20 protein-coding genes and 2 pseudogenes are annotated in these 21,225 nt (G+C 32.5%); 8 read left to right on the top strand and 14 right to left on the bottom strand.

Translation table 11 applies throughout. The features are described from left to right. The first annotated feature begins 182 nt into the window (after nucleotides 1-182). Nucleotides 183-653 (top strand): S-ribosylhomocysteine lyase, encoded by a 471-nt coding sequence (locus NST10_RS12870; protein ID WP_000164421.1) that lies wholly within the window; start codon nucleotides 183-185, stop codon nucleotides 651-653. A 151-nt stretch (nucleotides 654-804) separates the two neighbouring features. Here NST10_RS12870 and NST10_RS12865 read toward each other — a convergent pair whose 3' ends face one another. The 3 genes from NST10_RS12865 to deoC all read right to left on the bottom strand — a co-directional run bounded on the left by NST10_RS12865 (nucleotide 805) and on the right by deoC (nucleotide 3,412). Further along, complete coding sequence (locus tag NST10_RS12865; RefSeq protein WP_001024028.1) at nucleotides 805-1,155, bottom strand: membrane protein; 351 nt, start codon at nucleotides 1,153-1,155, stop codon at nucleotides 805-807. A 13-nt stretch (nucleotides 1,156-1,168) separates the two neighbouring features. After that, nucleotides 1,169-2,470 (bottom strand): pyrimidine-nucleoside phosphorylase, encoded by a 1,302-nt coding sequence (locus tag NST10_RS12860; RefSeq protein WP_001242308.1) that lies wholly within the window; start codon nucleotides 2,468-2,470, stop codon nucleotides 1,169-1,171. A 279-nt stretch (nucleotides 2,471-2,749) separates the two neighbouring features. Next, entirely contained in the window at nucleotides 2,750-3,412 is a 663-nt protein-coding gene (gene deoC / locus NST10_RS12855) for a deoxyribose-phosphate aldolase (RefSeq protein WP_339210213.1), read from the bottom strand. A 314-nt stretch (nucleotides 3,413-3,726) separates the two neighbouring features. On the opposite strand from deoC, the gene deoD reads away from it, so the two are divergent. After that, nucleotides 3,727-4,437: a purine-nucleoside phosphorylase gene (deoD, locus tag NST10_RS12850; protein WP_000160304.1), complete on the top strand. Its 711-nt coding sequence runs from the start codon at nucleotides 3,727-3,729 to the stop codon at nucleotides 4,435-4,437. A 120-nt stretch (nucleotides 4,438-4,557) separates the two neighbouring features. On the opposite strand, the gene NST10_RS12845 is transcribed toward deoD, so the two are convergent. From NST10_RS12845 to NST10_RS12820, 6 genes are all read right to left on the bottom strand, one after another. Beyond that, on the bottom strand, nucleotides 4,558-5,001 hold the full coding sequence (locus NST10_RS12845) for a Dps family protein (RefSeq protein ID WP_000070866.1): 444 nt from the start codon (nucleotides 4,999-5,001) through the stop codon (nucleotides 4,558-4,560). Nucleotides 5,002-5,200: 199 nt separating this feature from the next. Then, entirely contained in the window at nucleotides 5,201-5,614 is a 414-nt protein-coding gene (locus NST10_RS12840; RefSeq protein WP_001123310.1) for a thiol-disulfide oxidoreductase DCC family protein, read from the bottom strand. Between the two features lie 448 nt (nucleotides 5,615-6,062). Beyond that, complete coding sequence (locus tag NST10_RS12835) at nucleotides 6,063-7,436, bottom strand: EVE domain-containing protein (protein WP_339210204.1); 1,374 nt, start codon at nucleotides 7,434-7,436, stop codon at nucleotides 6,063-6,065. Nucleotides 7,437-8,108: 672 nt separating this feature from the next. Continuing rightward, nucleotides 8,109-8,339 carry a hypothetical protein gene (locus NST10_RS12830; RefSeq protein ID WP_000808817.1) on the bottom strand — a complete coding sequence of 77 codons (231 nt, stop codon included), beginning with the start codon at nucleotides 8,337-8,339 and terminating at the stop codon, nucleotides 8,109-8,111. A gap of 30 nt (nucleotides 8,340-8,369) precedes the next feature. Beyond that, the gene (locus tag NST10_RS12825; RefSeq protein ID WP_001127959.1) at nucleotides 8,370-9,308 is read right to left on the bottom strand and encodes a type I phosphomannose isomerase catalytic subunit; all 939 of its coding nucleotides are present in this window, start codon (nucleotides 9,306-9,308) and stop codon (nucleotides 8,370-8,372) included. A gap of 435 nt (nucleotides 9,309-9,743) precedes the next feature. After that, nucleotides 9,744-10,409, bottom strand: coding sequence for an SDR family oxidoreductase (locus tag NST10_RS12820; protein WP_001024099.1), 666 nt, complete (start codon nucleotides 10,407-10,409; stop codon nucleotides 9,744-9,746). A gap of 151 nt (nucleotides 10,410-10,560) precedes the next feature. Between NST10_RS12820 and czrA the strand changes: the two genes are divergently transcribed. The 4 genes and pseudogenes from czrA to NST10_RS12800 all read left to right on the top strand — a co-directional run. Next, nucleotides 10,561-10,881 (top strand): Zn(II)-responsive metalloregulatory transcriptional repressor CzrA, encoded by a 321-nt coding sequence (gene czrA / locus NST10_RS12815; protein WP_000003759.1) that lies wholly within the window; start codon nucleotides 10,561-10,563, stop codon nucleotides 10,879-10,881. Between the two features lies 1 nt (nucleotide 10,882). Further along, nucleotides 10,883-11,863 (top strand): CDF family zinc efflux transporter CzrB, encoded by a 981-nt coding sequence (gene czrB / locus NST10_RS12810; protein ID WP_000019741.1) that lies wholly within the window; start codon nucleotides 10,883-10,885, stop codon nucleotides 11,861-11,863. 265 nt (nucleotides 11,864-12,128) lie between these two features. Beyond that, complete coding sequence (locus NST10_RS12805; protein ID WP_000495684.1) at nucleotides 12,129-13,220, top strand: hypothetical protein; 1,092 nt, start codon at nucleotides 12,129-12,131, stop codon at nucleotides 13,218-13,220. A 328-nt stretch (nucleotides 13,221-13,548) separates the two neighbouring features. After that, nucleotides 13,549-13,623, top strand: a pseudogene (locus tag NST10_RS12800) (hypothetical protein); the annotation flags it as partial. A 38-nt stretch (nucleotides 13,624-13,661) separates the two neighbouring features. Here the strand turns inward: NST10_RS12800 and NST10_RS12795 are convergent. Next, on the bottom strand, nucleotides 13,662-13,766 hold the full coding sequence (locus NST10_RS12795; protein WP_073392962.1) for a hypothetical protein: 105 nt from the start codon (nucleotides 13,764-13,766) through the stop codon (nucleotides 13,662-13,664). A gap of 160 nt (nucleotides 13,767-13,926) precedes the next feature. Continuing rightward, nucleotides 13,927-14,025, bottom strand: a pseudogene (locus NST10_RS12790) (resolvase); the annotation flags it as partial. 420 nt (nucleotides 14,026-14,445) lie between these two features. Here NST10_RS12790 and NST10_RS12785 point away from each other — a divergent pair. Next, nucleotides 14,446-14,604 carry a hypothetical protein gene (locus tag NST10_RS12785; protein WP_001792784.1) on the top strand — a complete coding sequence of 53 codons (159 nt, stop codon included), beginning with the start codon at nucleotides 14,446-14,448 and terminating at the stop codon, nucleotides 14,602-14,604. Nucleotides 14,605-15,262: 658 nt separating this feature from the next. Here NST10_RS12785 and NST10_RS12780 read toward each other — a convergent pair. The 3 genes from NST10_RS12780 to glmS all read right to left on the bottom strand — a co-directional run bounded on the left by NST10_RS12780 (nucleotide 15,263) and on the right by glmS (nucleotide 19,007). Beyond that, the gene (locus NST10_RS12780; RefSeq protein WP_000370937.1) at nucleotides 15,263-16,120 is read right to left on the bottom strand and encodes an HAD family hydrolase; all 858 of its coding nucleotides are present in this window, start codon (nucleotides 16,118-16,120) and stop codon (nucleotides 15,263-15,265) included. A 67-nt stretch (nucleotides 16,121-16,187) separates the two neighbouring features. Next, on the bottom strand, nucleotides 16,188-16,970 hold the full coding sequence (locus NST10_RS12775; protein WP_000908186.1) for an ABC transporter ATP-binding protein: 783 nt from the start codon (nucleotides 16,968-16,970) through the stop codon (nucleotides 16,188-16,190). A gap of 231 nt (nucleotides 16,971-17,201) precedes the next feature. Then, the gene (gene glmS, locus NST10_RS12770) at nucleotides 17,202-19,007 is read right to left on the bottom strand and encodes a glutamine--fructose-6-phosphate transaminase (isomerizing) (protein ID WP_000334466.1); all 1,806 of its coding nucleotides are present in this window, start codon (nucleotides 19,005-19,007) and stop codon (nucleotides 17,202-17,204) included. A 679-nt stretch (nucleotides 19,008-19,686) separates the two neighbouring features. Here glmS and NST10_RS12765 point away from each other — a divergent pair. Then, nucleotides 19,687-21,225, top strand: coding sequence for a PTS mannitol transporter subunit IICB (locus NST10_RS12765; protein WP_000083795.1), 1,539 nt, complete (start codon nucleotides 19,687-19,689; stop codon nucleotides 21,223-21,225).

The raw sequence follows: 21,225 nt of genomic DNA, 5'->3' as shown, positions 1-21,225 counted from the left end.
AAATTTTCTAATAACTAAAAGCCTTCATAAATTTATAAAACAGTTTCAAATTGTAAAACATAAGCCCTATTGTTACAATTTAAGTATTGTTAGAAACGCAACTTGCAACAAATTTAAGTTTAATAATGTAACGAATCATAAGCGTTTTATAGTTTTGAGTAGTTAATAGGAGGAAATTTAAAATGACAAAAATGAATGTTGAAAGTTTTAATTTAGATCATACTAAAGTGGTTGCCCCATTTATTAGATTAGCGGGAACGATGGAAGGATTAAACGGAGATGTCATTCACAAATACGACATTCGTTTCAAACAACCAAACAAAGAACATATGGATATGCCTGGATTGCATTCATTAGAACATTTAATGGCTGAAAATATTAGAAATCATAGTGACAAAGTCGTTGATTTAAGTCCTATGGGTTGCCAAACTGGTTTCTATGTATCATTTATTAATCATGATAATTATGATGATGTATTAAATATTGTTGAAGCAACTTTAAATGATGTGCTAAATGCTACTGAGGTGCCTGCTTGTAATGAAGTACAATGTGGCTGGGCAGCAAGTCATTCATTAGAAGGTGCTAAAACTATCGCTCAAGCATTTCTAGACAAACGAAACGAATGGCATGATGTTTTCGGTACAGGAAAATAAATCTTAGTCAATCAAGTTAATCAGAAAAGCAGTCGAACAATGATGTTACAATCGCCATTGTCCAACTGCTTTTTATTATGCTTCAAAGTCAAAAAATCGAACAAATGAAAAAGTAAAATCTTTAACATTTGTCCGATTTATTTGAGAACCACTATAATTTCTTAATTAGTCCCATTAACACGAACTGCATAGGTAACCTTAAATATAGTTGCCATGTTGGCAATTGTTTATCTCCTAAAGGTAACTTTTTAACTGCCATATAGATATTAGCTGGGAATACAGCTAGCAAGAATAGATTGATTGTATTTTTCAAGCATTGAGATGGTCTTTTAATTAAAAGTGCAAGTCCAAATAATATCTCAAAGATTCCTGTAACAAGAACCGCTGTTTTTCGAAGCGGCAAACATTTCGGTATGATATTTCTAAATTGTCGTTCTCGTGTAAAATGCAATACACCTATTATACTAAAACCTATTCCTAATAAATATCTTAGTATGTTCAATCAGCTTCAACTCCTACTCTGTAATTATTTTATGAATTAATGTAGGCGATACAACATAATCAGCAATTGTTATGCTTGAATCTAATTTTTTAACAACATCGTCTACATCTTGGCGATTACTGTGAATCGTTAATAATGATTCTCCTTCTTCTACTTTATCACCAATTTTTTTATTTAAAACAATACCAACCGCTAAATCAATATCATCCTCTTTTGTTAAACGTCCCGCTCCTAACATCATCGAAGCGACACCTATATCGTTAGAGACTAACTCAGTCACATAACCTGATTTTTTAGCTTTATATTCGATTTGATATTGAGCTTGTGGCAAACGCTCTGGATGGTCAATAACTGTTTTGTCGCCACCTTGGTTTTTAATAAATGTTTTGAATTTTTCTAATGCTGCACCTGAATCAATTGCCTCAATTAGCAACGCTCTCGCTTCTTCAAGCGTTTCAGCTTTGTTTGCAAGTACAACCATTTGAGAACCTAATGTTAATACAAGTTCTGTTAAATCTTTCGGACCTTGTCCTTTCAACGTATCAATTGCTTCTTGTAACTCAAGCGCATTGCCAATCGCACGTCCAAGTGGCTGATTCATATCAGAAATAATCGCCATCGTATTACGTCCCACATTATTACCAATACGTACCATTGCGTGCGCTAATGCTTCAGCATCTTCTAATGTTTTCATAAATGCACCGCTACCAGTTTTTACATCTAATACAATTGCATCTGCACCAGCAGCAATCTTTTTACTCATAATTGAAGAGGCAATTAATGGTATTGAATTGACAGTACCAGTAACATCCCTTAAGGCATATAATTTTTTATCTGCAGGAGTTAAATTTCCTGATTGTCCTACAACTGCCACTTTATTTTCATTAACCAATTTCACAAATGTTGCTTCATCTATTTCAACATGAAAACCATCAATTGCTTCTAATTTATCAATCGTACCACCTGTATGACCTAATCCACGCCCACTCATTTTTGCAACAGGAACATCTACAGCTGCTACTAATGGTGCTAAAACCAATGTAGTTGTATCTCCTACACCACCTGTTGAGTGCTTATCTACTTTGACACCTTTAATATCACTCAAATCTATCATATCACCAGAATTAACCATAGCCATCGTTAATGCTGCACGCTCATCATCGTTCATATCTTGGAAATAAATCGCCATTGCTAAACTTGATGCTTGATAATCAGGAATATCCCCTTTAACATAGCCGTCAATAAAGAAATTAATTTCTTCCGTTGTTAGTGTATGACCGTCACGCTTTTTCTCAATAATGTCTATCATTCTCATTTTTATCATCCTTTTCTTAAAAAGCTTAGGACAAAGCATCTGCGCTTTCTCTAGTCCATTTTTAAAAGCACAAGCGAAAATTATTATAGCAAGCTATCGATTTCATTTTTAATATCACAATTTAAATGCGATGTTATTATTCTTAAATAGATTGGTTATAACGTCAAAGTCCCTATTAAATTATCTTAGAATCATCATGGCATTTATGATGTCTTAAAACTGATATCGACATACTTATATATGGTTACGATGTCCCATGCTTACATATTTTTTATAAAATTAGTAATCTGAATCTGCTTCTAAACCTTGCATAATTTGAACACCTGCGCTCGCACCAATACGTGTCGCACCTGCTTCAACCATTTTATTGAAATCTTCTAAATTACATACGCCACCTGATGCTTTTACTTCTACATCAGCACCTACTGTATCTTTCATTAATTTAACGTCTTCTGCAGTCGCACCGCCACCTGCAAAACCTGTTGAAGTTTTAACGAAGTCCGCACCAGCCGCTTTTGTTAATTCACTCGCTTTTACAATTTCGTCATGGTCCAACAATACCGTCTCAATAATCACTTTTACTGTGTGACCTTTCGCAGCTTTAACCACTGCTTCAATGTCTTGTTGTACATCATCAAAACGCCCATCTTTTAATGCGCCGATGTTGATGACCATGTCAATTTCATCTGCACCATTTTGAATTGCATCTTCTGTTTCAAATGCTTTCGTTGCAGTTGTCGACGCACCTAATGGGAACCCTATTACCGTACAAACGAGCACACCTGAATCAGCTAGTCGCTCTGCTGCATATTTTACATGCGTTGGATTCACACATACAGATTTAAAATTGTATGCTTTCGCTTCATCGATGATTTGATCGATTTGCGTACGTGTTGACTCAGGCTTCAATAAAGTGTGATCAATCAATTTTGCACTATTCATTTTCTATCTCCTCCTTTATGGTTGATTATAAAAATACGGTTGTAAATTAGTTGATTGAGCGTCAGGTTCATTTAAATATCAGGTTAGATGTTCGCTTTTTATGTAACCGCATACATATACTATTACATTAATTCATTTCCCATAAACAAACAATACAATTGAACGTGATATCTTCATTATGAACGATGACTTGACAACAAGCTAATCGGGATTATATTTTTATAATTCTTTAATTCTATAGTACAAAAATTCGCAAAAAAGGGAAACAAATGTTATCTTAAAATTATTAATGAATATTAAGGAGAAGATAACAAATGACAAAAGGTACACCACATATTCAACCAAATGGAGTAAAAATTGCTAAAACAGTATTAATGCCTGGCGATCCGCTACGCGCAAAATATATTGCTGATAATTTTTTAGAAAATGTTGAACAATTTAACGATGTACGTAACATGTTTGGTTACACTGGTACATATAAAGGTAAAGAAGTTTCTGTAATGGGTTCTGGCATGGGTATTCCAAGTATTGGTATTTACTCATATGAGTTATACAACTTCTTTGATGTAGATACAATCATTCGTATCGGTTCTTGTGGCGCATTACAAGAAAATGTTAACTTATACGATGTTATTATTGCACAAGCTGCATCAACTAATTCAAATTATGTAGATCAATACAATATTCCAGGTCATTTCGCGCCTATCGCTGACTTCGAGTTAGTAACTAAAGCTAAAAATGTCGCTGACCAAATCGGTGCTACTACACACGTAGGTAACGTATTATCTTCTGATACATTTTACAATGCCGATCCAACATTCAATGATGCTTGGAAAAAAATGGGTATTTTAGGTATCGAAATGGAATCAGCTGGTTTATATTTAAATGCGATTCATGCTGGTAAAAAAGCACTTGGTATTTTCACAGTAAGTGATCATATTTTACGTGACGAAGCTACTACACCTGAAGAACGTCAAAATTCATTTACACAAATGATGGAAATCGCTTTAGAAATCGCAGAGTAACTTATTTAAATTGAGTTTAATTGCTCTTTAACAATGCGATTAAACTCAAAAAGCCAACACATTCTGGGCGTATCCCCATTTATGTGTTGGCTTTTATTTATATTATTACTTATCTGTAGATTAGCTTAAGTAAGATTTAAACATCCAATTATGTTTATCTACTGATGTTTGCATACCTATAAACATATCTTCTGATACATCATCGCCTGCATTACCAGCAATTTCGATTGCGTTTTCTAATTGTTTTGAGATATTTGTGAAGTCTTGTGATAATTCTTCAACCATTTGTTCTGCAGAGTAACCTTTCGCAGCTTCTTTAACAATTGATTGCTCTAAGCATTCAGTTAATGTACCTACAGGGTTTCCTCCTACCGCTAAAATTCTTTCAGCTAATTCGTCTACATATTGGCTTGCTTCATTATATAATTCTTCAAATTTAACGTGTAATGAGAAGAAGTTAGGCCCTTTCACATACCAGTGGAAATTATGTAGCTTTGTATAAGCTACTGTCCAGTTTGCTACTTGTTGATTCAATTCTTTTACAACATCTTGTTGATTACTCATATTTAATACACTCCTTAAAATTGTCTACGTCTTGCTTGTTTATATTAATTATTATATTATAATGATTCTAATCTGTAAAGTGTTTTTACTCTCTTTTTTATAATTATTCTAATCTATCTGTTAAGTGTTCCGCTTTTTAAATATCTAAATTTTAATTCATCATCTAGTATATCTATTATCAATTAGAAAGTATGTTTTATCAATCAGTAAGTTTTACTTTCGCATTATCATCTAAAAAGAACGATTTTTCATAATCATTTGGTTGGTGCCATGTTGTTTTCCACATTCTATTTCTATTATCAGCAAACATTCGATAACCGAAATTACGGACTGGTTTAGGTACAAGCCATAAACCTACGCCCAATAATTTAGTTCGATTAGGTAGTGCTGTGATTAGTTTAATAATCGCCTGCGATTCAAAATATATACGATCACCTTTCTGTAAAATCACACTATTTTTATTTGCCGCTTCTGGATGTTGTTTAAAAAATTGTTGTCCAACTTCACCTTTTAACGTGGTAAATTGATAATTTCTTGGTAGGTCATGTTGAATTAACCAGATGACATAGTTATAACAATATATACAGTTTCCATCATAATATACGATTGGCATAATTTATTCGCTCCTTCAATAGTACTTATAGTCATTTTTCCTAATTTAAAAACATTTAAACAAGGTTGTCACTTGATAAGTCCTCGCGACACGAAATTGCCATAAAATTTATTTTTCAGTTTTGTATTTATTGTATAATGCATTTTTTATTTACTTTAAATTTCTCAATCTACAGTGTAATCTTATTTCTTATTATCAACTTAGCGTTTAGTCGTTTGTCTTATTCAACATACCACTGGAAAACTCAAATAAAGTTTTAATTCAGTAACATAAATTCATTTATATTCATATACTGTCTTTATTATTTATTAAAATAAAAACGAGTAATCTATCATAAGCTCTTAATTAGCTCTTATGGTTGATTACCCGTCATTTTTTCTTTATACGGTTATTCAAATATGCAATTTTTAATCTTTCCTTACTTCTTTTCAAAAACTACCATATATTATTAGTCATGTTTGACTTTGACTATACGTGTGTATTTTAAAAACTGCTCTGAATATTTCTCCTTAATTTCCTCTAAACTATCATATGTAATACCTACAATATGCCAATTAGGATTGAAATAATAGAAAGAATCTTTTTGTCGTGACCATTTAATCATATTACCGTCTTTATTATAACGTGGTAATGTTACCTCATAGCCTTCTAACACATTAATATACGTTTGGAAAATGTCTGTATCTATACGATTAAAATTATCAATAACTAAATAACTTTTATCCTTTTTAGGCATTAATTGAGTAATAAATCCTTCACGATAGTATAATGCCCCTGTTTCATTTGGTAAATACTTGCCATAAAGCATATCTTCTGAAAAATCAGGATGACCTGTTGTTATAACAGGATTTGCATTCGCTTTTTGCAATAAGTCATTAGCCGCTTTTAAGCCTTCCTCTTTTCGATCTACAACAAGTAAAATAAATGGCTTTAACGCTTCTTCTTTTTCACTTTCAAGCATATCTGGTTTTTGAACCATTTCAAATGGAGATTTCAATCCATTATTATCGCTCATTTCAATAATTGCATCATACTGTGCTTGTGACATACTTGCAATAGCCTGTTTTGCATTTTCTTGAAGGAAATATAAATTTTTCAATTTAGGATGCTTATTTAATGTACTTAATGTAATCGGCGTAATGTCTTTCTCATAAGACACTTCAATCACTGTACTATTTGTTCTACCAGGAATTGGTGGTTTTTCATGAATATGCTTTGATACTTCTCCAATTCCAACGACAGATTGATTTTTCGTTCGATTATAAAAAATAATATTGTCGCCTTCTTCTAACTGAGTATAAAAATGATAACCATTACGTTTAATACCGTTGTACGTGTGCGTATAAATCGTATATTGGTTTCCAGGTTCAAATTCTTCAGTTTCAGCTAAAAAGAAATAACGTGGTATCTTAATTTCGCCTTTACCAAGACCACTTATTAAATCAAACTCTTCTGCAGTGATTTGGTTGAACAATGTCTCTTTCATATTACTCATACGAAATTCCAAAGCTTCACTACGCTTTAAATAATCTGCTATTAATGGTTTCAATTGTTCATTAAAACGAAACTGTACACGTATTTTATTTTGTGCACCTGTTTCAACACTAATAATTTCACCACATCCAAGTAGTCCAGTATCCGTCTGAACTTGATAAAAGATGACTTGATCTCCTACTTTAGCCTTTTTAAACGCTCTAAATCCTTGAGATGGATTAAAATGTGCGCCTGATTCAAATAAAGCTGTTTGTCCTACTAACGGTTCATTATGATTCCAACGGTTATATCCACAATTCAACCAAAAATAATTCGTTTCTGCTGTCATCTTAATACTCCTTAACCTGAATAAATTTTAGAAACACTATGAATTACATTCTTTTAATGTTTCTTATGCAGTTGGGCGCGTATACGATCAACTGTATCCCCTTTGTTCACTGCGATTTTAATCGCATTTCCTATAACATTGTAGCGCCTAGGACATTAATTTACGTCCCAGACCCTTATCGTTTTCACTTCTAAGTAAGTCGAACTATTTTGCTTTACAACAAGTGCGACTCTATATGCAGTTGGACACACACATACGAGCAACTGTATACCTTTTAATCAGTTTTCTATATTTTATTTATTATATATGTCTTAATGATAAAAATTGTTACAAACAGTTTAACATATTTAGCTACCTATTTTGCATATAAAAAACATGCTTGCATACACTATGCAATAAAAATTACAAAATTATATATGATACCACTATGCTTGCTTATCTCTATAGCGCCATTGATACGCATTTTTAAATATCTATACGCCTTTAGAATTTTAGCATGTCTTAATTTTCATTAAATATTAATTACTTCATTTTATATACACCAACAAAAACCCCCTCACTACTATGCAAGTGAGAGGTTATGTTGATGTGCTTTATTTTCAACAATGTCATTAACACAATCATATTTCTGCTGTTAATGCACTGTACTATATTCAAACGCGCTATCGACTATTAATTTGAAGCTACAAAGGTACCGCATAATGGCAGCACATTAATTAACAATGCGCTAAACTTTAATGAGGCGCTGATTTGCTTGTCTTTAAAAGTCAACATAGCACTGATAATTCCTAAAATAGCCACTATACGTGGAATTGTCATGCTCGGATACTGCGGTATATGTAAGAAAGCACCAAGACCTGCTATCACACCACATACTAACGCAATATATAGAAATTGCTTCAAATCATTCACTCCTAAATTGTTATTACACTATTACACATAGCTAATCATCAATGTGAAATCACCTTCAAAGACACTATCCAAATCTTCAGAAGTCAAAATAAAGTTTGTACCAGTAGTCAGTTTGAAAATTTCACCATCGACAATCATTTGCCCTTCACCTTCCAACACTGTAACTAAACAGAACTCTCTAGGCTTCATATAATTTAACGTGCCAGAAATTTCCCATTTAACCAATGTAAAGAAATCATTCGATACAATGTGTGTACACTTATGGTTCTCAATAATTTCACTTTCAGGCAAAATATTAGGTAATGGTGCATTGTACTGAATAACGTCTAAAGCTTTTTCAATATTTAACGGTCTACCATTATATTGATTATCTTGACGATTGAAATCATAAAGTCTATATGTAATGTCTGACGATTGCATCGTTTCGTATGCTAGTATTCCTGAAGAAATAGTATGTACTGTTCCTGCTGGAATAAAATAGAATTCTCCAGGTTTTACTTTAATATATCTAAGTATCGACTCTATCGTTCCGTGTTGAACATGATTCGCAACTTCTTCTCTAGACTCTGCTAATGTCCCTATAACTATTTCTGCATCTTCTTCAGCATCTATAATATACCAACATTCAGATTTGCCATATTGCCCATTTTCATGTTCAAAAGCATAAGAATTATCAGGGTGCACATGAATAGAAAGTGATTCTCTTGCATCCACTATTTTAGTTAGAAGCGGAAAATCTTTGCTTGGGAAATCACCAAACAATTCACGATGTTCTGACCAAATACGGTCTAATGTTTGACCTTGATATGGTCCATTAATAATCTCGCTCGTACCATTTGGATGTGCTGACACACACCAACATTCCCCAGTTGTATCATTGTCTAATTGATATCCAAACTCACTTAGACGTTGACCGCCCCATAATTTTGTTTTTAAAATTGGTTGTAAAAATAATGGCATTGTTGCACCTCCATTGTGATTAAGTAAGCAATAGAACTCTGATGTTGTTGTTCCATTATATTTTGATTTTGTTCTCATTTATATCGTATTATAAACTTCCACATTTCAAATTAACTATTAGTGATTGTACCATATTTACTAACATTGCAGTACTGCCAATTAAAGCGCTTCACTTAAATTTACAGTACTTTAACATTTTTAAAATTTTATAGCATAGAGATTATATCTCTCTTACATTTGTACATATTTCTCTTTAAATTTACTCGCCCATTATACCAATTAATAAACAACTTTAATAGTTGTGCCATACATTGTTCAAATTCATTGTAAAACACATAGACAATACGTACTTATTCATACTTATAATTCATCATTATCAAAAAAATAACGAGTTACGAAAAAGTAACCCGCTTCAAATCATATTTACTATCCTTATTAATCCGTTTCATTTTCAAATTGAGTTAAAGCATCTTTAATGTCCTGGTCACCACTAATAATTTGAAACTCTTGGTGATTAAAATGATTGGATGTGACAATTTCTTTTAATACTGTCGCAACATCTTCTCTAGGAATTTCACCTTTACCTTCAAAATATTGTGCTGCTTCTATCTTTCCAGATCCTGCTGCATTTGTAAGTGCCCCTGGATGTAAAATTGTATAATTCAAACCTGAACGTCTTAAATAGTCATCAGCGTAATGTTTAGCAATTGTATATGGCTTTAAATCACCGCTATCATCAAAAGCCTGACGTCTCGAATCATATGTTGAAACCATGACATAGTGTTTAATATTAGCCTCTTTACTCGCAATCATTGATTTAACAGCACCATCTAAATCGACAATAATTGTTTTATCTGCACCCGTATTCCCTCCAGAACCTACTGAAAAGATAACTTTATCGAATGGTTTAAACGTCTCAGTTAAAGTCTCTATTGAATCATTTTCAACATCAACAAGAATTGCTTTCATACCTTGTGATTTTAACGCATTAAGTTGATCGGATTGCCTAACACCTGCAGTAAATGGTACATTTTCTTTTGCTAATTGTTGCACTAGTAACGAACCTACACCGCCATTAGCACCTATAACCAAAATATTCATTTACAACACTCTCCTATTTATTATTCCCTATGCCATACCACTTTATGAGATATGTAAAACTTGTTACAACTATAAAAATCAATTGACATACTACTGGGAACGTATTAAATTAATATATGAACAAATATTCATATGAAAGGATTGTCATATAATGTCAGAACAATATTCAGAAATAAATACAGATACATTAGAACGCGTAACTGAAATCTTCAAGGCATTAGGCGATTACAATCGAATACGTATCATGGAATTGTTATCAGTCAGTGAAGCAAGTGTTGGTCACATTTCACATCAATTGAATTTATCTCAATCAAATGTCTCGCACCAATTAAAATTACTTAAAAGTGTGCATCTTGTGAAAGCAAAACGACAAGGCCAATCAATGATTTATTCATTAGATGACATCCACGTAGCAACTATGTTAAAGCAAGCCATACATCACGCGAATCATCCTAAAGAAAGTGGGTTATAATATGTCTCATTCACATCATCATCATGACCATATGCATAGTCATGTAACTACAAATAATAAGAAAGTATTGTTTATATCGTTTTTAATAATCGGTCTATATATGTTTATCGAAATCATCGGCGGTCTCCTTGCTAACAGCTTGGCATTACTATCTGACGGTATCCATATGTTTAGCGACACATTCTCATTAGGTGTTGCTTTAATCGCATTTATATATGCTGAAAAGAATGCCACAACTACAAAAACATTTGGTTATAAACGTTTCGAAGTACTCGCAGCGTTATTTAACGGTGTAACGCTTTTTGTAATAAGTATTTTAATTGTTTTTGAAGCGATTAAACGTTTCTTTGTTCCTTCTGAAGTCCAATCTAAAGAAATGTTAATCATTAGTATTATTGGTTTAATTGTCAATATCGTTGTTGCATTCTTTATGTTTAAAGGCGGCGACACTTCACACAATTTAAATATGCGTGGTGCTTTTCTACATGTTATCGGAGACTTATTAGGTTCAGTTGGCGCCATTACTGCAGCTATTTTAATTTGGGCATTTGGATGGACAATCGCCGATCCTATCGCAAGTATTTTAGTTTCCGTTATTATTTTAAAAAGCGCTTGGGGTATCACAAAATCTTCAATTAACATTTTAATGGAAGGCACACCAAGTGATGTTGATATAGATGAAGTTATAGCTACTATTAAAAAGGATTCACGAATACAAAGTGTGCATGATTGCCATGTTTGGACAATTTCAAATGATATGAATGCATTAAGTTGTCATGTTGTTGTAGACCATACATTGACAATGAAAGAATGTGAATTATTATTAGAAAACATTGAGCATGATTTATTACATTTAAATATTCACCATATGACTATTCAATTAGAAACGCCTAATCACAAACATGATGAATCGATTATATGTTCAGGAACACATAGTCATTCACATAGCCACCATGCTCATCATCACGCGCATGTACATTAATAATTTTAACCTACTGCCATTGCATCGATTAAACTTTTCAATGGCAGTAGGTTTTTTATGTCTTTATGGCGACTTATTTGGTCTTTGATGATGCAATGTTTATTAACAAATTTTCAACTATTATTTCTTACATTAGTCATATTTTTGACAATTTACTATTATAATTCTCTAACTTTAGTCACTTTAATTAATTTTTATTAGATATTAATATGAAAATAACGTGTTTTTTGTTATTGTATTTATATGAAGAAAAGGAGGCACCACTTTGTTTACTTACTTTAAATCAGCATTTAAAAATGCTAAACCACAATTATTAATAACATTGATATATGCACTTATAGCATTTGCTGTAATTGCAGTTGTATATTTACTTGCTAATTTCCAGCTTGCTAAGTATGTACAAACTATTGCAATTTATTCACAATTTGGGCAAAAACCACCAGTAGATGCATATTTAAAAGTTATCGCTGTATTACTTATAGCAGCTGTAGTTTCACTGTTTGTTTTAGTTCAAATTTTTATCGGAATTACAAATGTTATGAAACGAGCAATGAGTCATGAAAAAGTAAAATTTACCGATTTATTTATTGCATTTAAAAAAGGTAATTATTTAAAGAGCGTTCTGATCGGCCTTGTATCTATAGCAATGATTATCGTTCTTTCACTTCTGACATCATTACTATACAAATTATTTTCTCCAGTATCAGAAATGATTATGAATTCAGTACAATCATCATATGCAGATAGTACACACCTGGTTGGTATTGCTATTACAACTCAAAGCATCATAATCATTGTTGTTTTATTGATTAAAGCAATTATTACTTGGTTATTGTTAATACCTATTTTCAACTTTATGACTAGTTTCGTTGAATCAACTAACGATAAAGTAAAAACACACTTAGCTAATGGATTTAAAGCAATGAAAAATGGTCAAAAAACATTTTTCAAATTTTTCATTGGAATACTATTATTAAACTTAGTTATTATTTTATTTAAAACACCTGTGGGTTACTTGATTTCATTTAATACGCAATCACTCTCTCAAAGTGTTGCAGAAAATATCATAAGAGTTTATACAGTAATAACAATCATTTTATTCGTTGTTATTCATGCAGTCATTTTAATGGGTATCGTTCAATATTACTTAAAACGTGGTCAAAAAATTACTAAAGATAAAGTAAAAACAGCTGACAAGAATAAAAAAGTTGTCACTGAACCAAAAAATACAAAAGTAGAAAATGATAAAGTGACAACATCTGTTGAAACGAAAACAGAAAAAGCACAAGATTCATTAAATGATAATACTACAAAAACAATGACTTCAGATAAACCAGAAGACAACCAACCAAAATAAATTTTAGAGCCCCTAACAACTTTAGTTGTTAGGGGCTCTTATGCAGTTGATGCGCAGCATCCAACTGTGTTCCTCTATTTTTCAACTTTAGTTGTTAGGGGCTTCTTTCTAAAATAACTAAGTGAATTATCTATATATGAAGAGGTCTCCAATACTTTTTATATAATTCGTGATTACATTCTATACTTTTAATTGTATTTTCTGCTGTATGGAAAGTTGGTTTTATTAATTCTGATTATGTTCAGAACTACAATTCATAAGAAAAATGTGTTAAAATATATTTGTAGTAAGTAGAAGCAAAAGATGAAAATCTTTAACTCTTGAAACACAAAAAGGGCAACACTCGGAAACATGTTACCCTAATGAGCCCGTTAAAAAGACGGTGACCTTATATTTTATTTAAAAATAGCCTTCAAAATGCCGGTCAAAGCGAATAGAAGGTTATTTTTTATGGTCTTGAGTACTAATCAATACTAAACCAATGATTGTTAATACAATCATCAGCATTTCAAAATCAGACATGCTAGTCCTTTCTAGGAGTAACAACTATAACCATAGGCATCACCCCTTTATTAAGAGATTAGCCACCATCTATCCAACTTGCTCAATAAATATTATAACATGCACACTTTTAAACAGTAATTCATAGTATAAGTTTTTTCATTTCTTAATCAACTCGATAAACAGTTGAGTGACATACCCTTGTCTAACTAGCTATTTCTTCCCCTGTTATCGTTTGTTCATCATATAAAAATTTAATTTCTCATTTTTTATTCTCTGATAAAGAAGAGCACCAACCTTTTCGGCTGATATGCTCCCTTCAAAATAGACATTGAAAAATGAAAACTTTGAAAGAGAAATCGTCAGTCTATTATTGATAAGTATTATCCTATCCTCGAAAAATTACTTTCAGACACAAGTGAACAAAAATTTTACTATAAGCGTATACTTTGGCAATATTCGAAGGAAAAACATGGATTAACCTATGCATATTATACATTTAGAGCTTATATACTTAAACATGATGAATTTACTCCTTATATTATGAAATGTTATCAATAGATGTCGCCTAAAGATACAACAAGATTCGAGACAAAACCTGATCATCAAGCACAGTTTGACTGGAAAGAAAGCATTAACTTTAAAACGAAAGATAATCAAAGGATTCCACTATATATAGGTGTGCTACTACTTTATTATTCTCGTTTTATAATCATGTATGACAATGAGTAAATCAAGTGATGCCTTATTTAATTCATTAACACAATCGTTTGAGCTAATAGAAGGTGTATATAATGAACTTGTAACGGATAACTTGAAAATAGTCATGTATAAGCCAAGAAAAGAAAGTACAAGTGGTCGAATAAATCGTAGATTTAAATAATTCGCTGATGGTTTTAAATTTCAAGTAAAACCTTGTATTTCCGGCCTCCCTAGAAAAAGATAAAGTTGAATCAATAACAAAAATATTAGATGAAATTAATGCTTACCAAGACGAATTGCATTTGGAAGAGATTCCTAAGTTTTTTTAATCTTAATGAACGATTTAACTACTAAGTTCATACTAGTACAGGTAAATTGCCTATTACTGCCTAAGAGAAAGAAAAAATTTTCTTACAACCACTACAGAATGTGAATGTAAAAAACTCATATAAAGTGAAACATATCTTACTTATGGAATGAAATGTTTGATTATCCCAAAATCACAAATGCGATTTTGGAGTTGTTAGGGGCTCTAACGCAAATACACTCCTACTTAAAATAACGGTAGTTGTTATAGTATACTTAAATGCATAAACCATATAAAAGGTGATGCTAATATGACATACGGTTCAATTGTAGCTATACTCTGTGCCCTATTTGTGATTTTCTTCATTCCATATATGGAGAAGAAAGACAAAAAGAAGAAATAACACTAGTATCTGGATTACTAGCATACAAAGGAGCAGTAAGACATTTTCTAATAGAAAATAACTTTACTGCTCCTTTGTAAATTACTCTTCAACTATTGTAAATTAAATAATAAATAACTGCCGATGTTATTAATCAGCTAAAAAATGCTTTGCTAAATATTTTGCTGCGCCATCCTCTTCATTCGTATAAGCCGTTACATCTGAAGTTAATGCTTGGATTTCAGGACGTGCATTTTTCATAGCGACTGTGTAATGGCCAAATTCAAACATTGCTCTATCATTGTCGCTATCTCCAATAACTAACGTTTCTTTTTGATTGATGCCAAAATGTTCAATCATTTCTTTAATGCCTGTACCTTTATCAGTTTGATAAGCCATTGTTTCCGCATTAAATCTTGATGAATTTGAAACACTAATCTGTAGTTGCACATGATTTTGCTTTAATTCATCTCTAAATGCTGTTATTTTTTCTAAATTAGAACTGAACAGATAAATTTTTGAATATTCACCTTCAGGAAACTTAGTTACCCAATCTATCTTACCAGCAAGCGCATCTTGTCTTGAAGACCATTCACTATGACTTACGCCATTAATAGGATCTTGACTACGAATCATATCTCGCATCCATGTTTCATCTTCTTTTAAAGAAACTCTATTACCTTCAAAAGGAAATACCTCATAATAAATTTGTTGGCGCTTAGCTAAATTAATAATTTGTTGCACTTGAGCCAATGATAAACCATGTTTGAAGATAATTTCTCCATCTACTTCTCCAATGGTTCCATTTGAACTAATGATGCCATTTACCGCAAAATCTTCAGGTACAAGTTGATGTATTTCAGAATGCGAACGTCCAGTCGCTAAAAATACTTTATATCCTTTCTCTCTCAATCGATTAATGACATCTTTCGTATACGTTGATGCTTGATTATTTTCATGTAAAATTGTACCATCCATGTCCAAAAATATTGCTTTTACGTTATCCATATTGCCCTCCACTGTCAATTTTAGCTTAATTAAATTTTGTCATTATTAGTTAGTATTTGCAAAATATTTACTCTAACATCGCCATAGAAAATCGATTATTCCATCTTTGAACTGCTACATTTTTCTGGAAAAATCGTGACATGTTTTCAGATGTCAAAATATCATCTATTAACCCTTGTTGTACACTTTCCCCATCTTTTAATAGCAAAATTTTAGTAAAGTTACCAGTAATTTCTTCAATAAAGTGCGTCACATAAATCATCGCAAGCGTTGGATATGAATCTGACAATGAGTCAAGTATACTTAACAACGATTCTCGTGCAATAAAGTCTAAACCAGCTGCTGGCTCATCTAAAATTAAAACCTGGGGTTGCCCCATTAAAGCTCGCGCAATCATCACTCGTTGTTTTTCACCGGTAGATAAATAACCAATATATTGTTGTGCTTTAGCAGACATTCCAACTAATTTAAGTAATTGATGTGCTTCATTACGTACCTCATCATCAATATCTTGATAAACACCAATTGATTTAAAAGCACCGCTTATCACTACATCGATTACTCTTTCACCCTCTTGAAACTTTTCCAGTAAACTATGAGATACAAAACCTATATGTTGTCGTACAGTTTCTGTAGAATACCCTACCTTGCCGGGCATTTTACCAAATAGATTAACATAGCCAGTTGTCGCAGGCTCATACGCATTTAAAATATTTAGAAGTGTTGTCTTGCCAGCACCATTTAAACCATATAGAATCCATTTATCACCTTCATTAATTTGCCAAGAAATATTTTTTAAAATTGTTTTTCCTTGCTTCATTCGCCCAACTTGATCTAATTGAATTAACATGCGATGTCACCCCTTTATTGCTACTCCATACTTCTCATAAAATCATATTAACATATCACTCTTAATTGTCAGACTATTTAAATAAATAAACTACTTCATTTTTACGCATTTCTGCCGAATTAAGATGAAGTAAACGCTAAGTCGACCTAAAAAAGCACCCTTTTAGTCGATTAATCTAAAAGGGTGCCATATACTTTAATTTTAATACATGATTGATTCTAAAAAAGTGAATTATTCCACAGTAACTGATTTAGCAAGGTTACGTGGTTTATCAACATCTAAATCTCTGTGTAATGCTGCATAGTATGAAATTAATTGTAATGTAACAACTGATACTAATGGCGTTAATAATTCATGTACATGAGGAATGACATAAGTGTCGCCTTCTTTTTCAAGGCCCTCCATAGAAATAATACATGGGTGTGCTCCACGTGCTACTACCTCTTTAACATTACCACGAATTGATAAATTAACTTTCTCTTGTGTTGCTAAACCTACAACTGGTGTACCTTCTTCGATTAAGGCAATTGTACCGTGTTTAAGTTCTCCACCTGCAAAACCTTCAGCTTGAATGTAAGAGATTTCTTTAAGTTTTAACGCACCTTCTAAACTTACGTTATAGTCAATAGTACGTCCGATAAAGAATGCATTGCGTGTTGTTTCTAAGAAATCTGTAGCAATTTGTTCCATGATTGGTGCATCGTCAACAATCGCTTCAATTGCTGTTGTTACTTTTGCTAATTCTCTCAATAAATCAATATCTGCTTCACGACCGTGCTCTTTTGCAACGATTTGAGACAAGATTGATAATACTGCAATTTGTGCAGTATATGCTTTTGTAGATGCAACTGCGATTTCAGGACCCGCGTGTAATAACAATGTGTGGTCTGCTTCACGTGATAAAGTTGAACCTGCAACATTAGTGATTGTTAATGATTTATGACCTAATTTATTAGTTTCAACTAATACGGCGCGGCTATCTGCAGTTTCACCTGATTGAGAAATATAAACGAACAAAGGTTTTTCAGATAATAATGGCATGTTGTAGACAAACTCAGATGCAACGTGTACTTCAGTTGGTACGCCAGCCCATTTTTCTAAAAATTCTTTACCTACTAAACCTGCATGGTAGCTTGTACCTGCTGCAATAACGTAAATGCGGTCTGCTTCTTTAACATCATTAATGATGTCTTGATCAATTTTCAAGTTACCTTCTGCATCTTGATATTCTTGAATAATACGACGCATTACTGCTGGTTGTTCATGAATTTCTTTTAACATGTAGTGTGCATAAACACCTTTTTCAGCATCTGATGCATCAATTTCAGCAATATATGAATCACGTTCTACAACGTTTCCATCTGCATCTTTAATAATAACTTCATCTTTTTTAACAATAACGATTTCATGGTCATGGATTTCTTTATATTCGCTTGTCACTTGTAACATTGCAAGTGCGTCTGATGCGATAACATTGAAACCTTCACCAACACCTAATAATAATGGTGATTTATTTTTAGCAACATAGATTGTGTCTTTGTCTTCAGCATCTAATAAACCTAATGCATATGAACCATGTAATAATGACACAACTTTTGTAAATGCTTCCTCAGTTGAAAGTCCTTGATTTGAAAAGTATTCAACTAATTGAACGATAACTTCTGTATCTGTTTCTGAAATGAATGATACACCTTGTAAGTATTCACCTTTTAACTCTTCATAGTTTTCAATAACACCGTTATGAACTAGAGTAAAACGGCCATTTGATGATTGATGTGGATGAGAGTTTTCATGATTCGGTACACCGTGTGTTGCCCAACGTGTGTGACCGATTCCAACAGGACCATCAAAATCGCTACTATCAGCAACTTTACGTAATTCTGCAATACGACCTTTTTCTTTGAATACAGTTGTATTATCATCATTTACTACTGCGATACCTGCAGAGTCATAACCTCTGTATTCTAATTTTTCTAAACCTTTTAATAATAATTCTTTGGCATTATCATAGCCAATATAACCAACAATTCCACACATAACGACATTTTCCTCCATATTGGAATAGTACGCGTAAATTATGATTTATTGCCGATAATTTAGATTGACAATCTGCTTTCATAATATAAATAGGAACATGCTATCATCGCATTCATCCATAACAAATTAAGCATAGTTATTTTTACAACTATGCAAATTGCTCACACTGTACTTTCCATATTAATATTTTTTATATTCAATTTCTGGCGATCTTATTAACTTTGTCCATTAAGTCACCCTAATGTTTTACTTAATAAGCTAACGAATGAGCCACATCCGGGATAGCATCCGCCGATCTATTCGATCACTATCCTCCTCGTCTACAAATACATATTTTGCACTCTATAAAGGCCACTCATATATTAACCTTTAATCTTCAAATACAAATATTTATTTGCACAGGCGCTTTAACTGTACTGCCGAACTTTCCCCCTTTCCATTAATCATTATTGTACAACGGTGTTGTTTTGTTTTGCAAATATTTTCACAATAAAATTTTAAAAATCCTAAAACAATTTTTTGTTTTACTTTTTCAAAATATCTACGCAGTCACATTGATGACACTTTATTTAATTTTGTCACATTTATTTTGACAAAGTTGATTTTTGTTTATATTGAGGATTGCGTTATGGCTCTTTACACTAAAGATAGTCACATACATTAAAAAAGAGGTGTAAATATGTCGCAAACTGAAGAGAAAAAAGGAATTGGTCGTCGCGTTCAAGCATTCGGATCATTTTTGAGTAGTATGATTATGCCAAACATTGGTGCATTCATCGCTTGGGGTTTCATCGCGGCCATTTTTATAGATAATGGTTGGTTCCCGAATAAAGATTTAGCTACGTTGGCTGGTCCAATGATTACTTATTTAATCCCACTATTGATTGCATTTAGTGGCGGTCGTTTAATTTATGATTTACGTGGTGGTATTATCGCTGCAACGGCAACTATGGGGGTCATCGTTGCATTACCTGATACACCAATGTTACTTGGAGCTATGATTATGGGTCCTTTAGTTGGTTGGTTAATGAAAAAGACTGACCAATTGATCCAACCTAGAACACCACAAGGTTTTGAAATGCTATTTAATAATTTTTCAGCTGGTATTTTAGGATTTATCATGACAATTGCAGGATTTAAAATTTTAGCACCACTTATGAAATTTATCATGCATATTTTATCAGTGGCAGTTGAAGCATTAGTACATGCACACCTACTTCCACTTGTAAGTATTTTAGTAGAGCCTGCAAAAATTGTATTTTTAAACAATGCGATTAACCATGGTGTATTCACACCGCTTGGTGCAGATCAAGCTGCAAAAGCTGGTCAATCTATTTTATACACAATTGAATCTAACCCTGGACCAGGTTTAGGAATTTTACTTGCATATATGATTTTTGGGAAAGGTACTGCAAAAGCAACTTCATATGGTGCTGGAATTATCCACTTCTTCGGTGGTATTCATGAAATTTATTTCCCATATGTATTAATGCGTCCTTTATTATTCATCGCTGTTATTTTAGGCGGAATGACTGGTGTTGCAACTTATCAAGCAACAGGATTTGGATTTAAAAGTCCCGCGTCACCTGGTTCATTTATAGTTTACTGTTTAAATGCACCTAGAGGTGAATTCTTGCACATGTTACTCGGTGTCTTCCTTGCTACACTTGTATCATTTGTCGTAGCAGCTTTAATTATGAAGTTCACTAAAGAACCTAAACAAGATTTAGAAGCTGCAACTGCTCAAATGGAAACTACTAAAGGTAAAAAATCTAGTGTTGCATCTAAGTTAGTATCTTCTGATAAAAATGTTAATACAGAAGAAAATGCTAGTGGTAATGTTAGTGAAACATCTTCATTAGATGATGATCCTGAAGCGCTATTGGATAATTACAACACTGAAGATGTTGATGCACACAATTACAATAATATAAATCATGTTATTTTTGCCTGCGATGCGGGTATGGGTTCTAGTGCAATGGGTGCAAGCATGTTACGTAATAAATTTAAAAAAGCGGGCATTAATGATATTACAGTTACAAATACTGCAATTAATCAATTGCCAAAAGATGCTCAATTAGTTATCACTCAAAAAAAACTAACTGATCGTGCAATTAAACAAACACCAAATGCCATCCATATTTCAGTGGATAATTTCCTTAATTCACCAAGATATGAAGAACTTTTAAATAATCTAAAAAAAGATGATCAAGCATAA

It is taken from the genome of Staphylococcus sp. FSL W8-0305 (assembly GCF_037966415.1).
In the GTDB taxonomy this organism is placed as follows: domain Bacteria; phylum Bacillota; class Bacilli; order Staphylococcales; family Staphylococcaceae; genus Staphylococcus; species Staphylococcus aureus.
The sequence above is the reverse complement of the archived record's forward strand: the minus strand, read 5'-3'. Positions and strand labels throughout refer to the sequence as shown.

Coding starts and splice junctions, on each gene's coding strand:
- NST10_RS12870 (WP_000164421.1), top strand. CDS start 183: ATGACAAAAATGAATGTTGAAAGTTTTAATTTAGATCATACTAAAGTG.
- NST10_RS12860 (WP_001242308.1), bottom strand. CDS start 2,470: ATGAGAATGATAGACATTATTGAGAAAAAGCGTGACGGTCATACACTA.
- deoC (WP_339210213.1), bottom strand. CDS start 3,412: ATGAATAGTGCAAAATTGATTGATCACACTTTATTGAAGCCTGAGTCA.
- deoD (WP_000160304.1), top strand. CDS start 3,727: ATGACAAAAGGTACACCACATATTCAACCAAATGGAGTAAAAATTGCT.
- NST10_RS12845 (WP_000070866.1), bottom strand. CDS start 5,001: ATGAGTAATCAACAAGATGTTGTAAAAGAATTGAATCAACAAGTAGCA.
- NST10_RS12840 (WP_001123310.1), bottom strand. CDS start 5,614: ATGCCAATCGTATATTATGATGGAAACTGTATATATTGTTATAACTAT.
- NST10_RS12835 (WP_339210204.1), bottom strand. CDS start 7,436: ATGACAGCAGAAACGAATTATTTTTGGTTGAATTGTGGATATAACCGT.
- NST10_RS12825 (WP_001127959.1), bottom strand. CDS start 9,308: ATGCCATTATTTTTACAACCAATTTTAAAAACAAAATTATGGGGCGGT.
- NST10_RS12820 (WP_001024099.1), bottom strand. CDS start 10,409: ATGAATATTTTGGTTATAGGTGCTAATGGCGGTGTAGGTTCGTTACTA.
- czrA (WP_000003759.1), top strand. CDS start 10,561: ATGTCAGAACAATATTCAGAAATAAATACAGATACATTAGAACGCGTA.
- czrB (WP_000019741.1), top strand. CDS start 10,883: ATGTCTCATTCACATCATCATCATGACCATATGCATAGTCATGTAACT.
- NST10_RS12785 (WP_001792784.1), top strand. CDS start 14,446: ATGAGTAAATCAAGTGATGCCTTATTTAATTCATTAACACAATCGTTT.
- NST10_RS12780 (WP_000370937.1), bottom strand. CDS start 16,120: ATGGATAACGTAAAAGCAATATTTTTGGACATGGATGGTACAATTTTA.
- NST10_RS12775 (WP_000908186.1), bottom strand. CDS start 16,970: ATGTTAATTCAATTAGATCAAGTTGGGCGAATGAAGCAAGGAAAAACA.
- glmS (WP_000334466.1), bottom strand. CDS start 19,007: ATGTGTGGAATTGTTGGTTATATTGGCTATGATAATGCCAAAGAATTA.
- NST10_RS12765 (WP_000083795.1), top strand. CDS start 19,687: ATGTCGCAAACTGAAGAGAAAAAAGGAATTGGTCGTCGCGTTCAAGCA.